The 223-nt window shown below is 67.7% G+C and carries 1 protein-coding gene; it reads left to right on the forward strand.

The window, feature by feature from the left end:
* Nucleotides 1–223, forward strand: a 223-nt coding sequence (locus SK069_RS20370) for an ABC transporter permease (RefSeq protein ID WP_319956073.1), incomplete at both ends; no start/stop codon positions are given.

Consider the following 223-nt stretch of genomic DNA (forward strand, 5'->3'; position numbering starts at 1 on the left):
GAAGTTCCAGTCGCCGCAGGACTACCTGTTCTCCGGCATCAAGACGATCGCGATGGCGACGTTCGTGGTGCTCGTGGGCTGCTACTACGGCTACCGGGTGCGGGGCGGCCCCGTCGAGGTCGGCACCGCGACCGCGCGGGCGATGATCGTGAACCTCATCGGGATCCACGTCATCGGCATCATCGGCTCGCAGCTGTTCTGGGGCGGCGTCCCGCGACTCCCG

It is taken from the genome of Patulibacter brassicae, from assembly GCF_033949425.1.
Taxonomy (GTDB): Bacteria; Actinomycetota; Thermoleophilia; order Solirubrobacterales; family Solirubrobacteraceae; genus Patulibacter; species Patulibacter brassicae.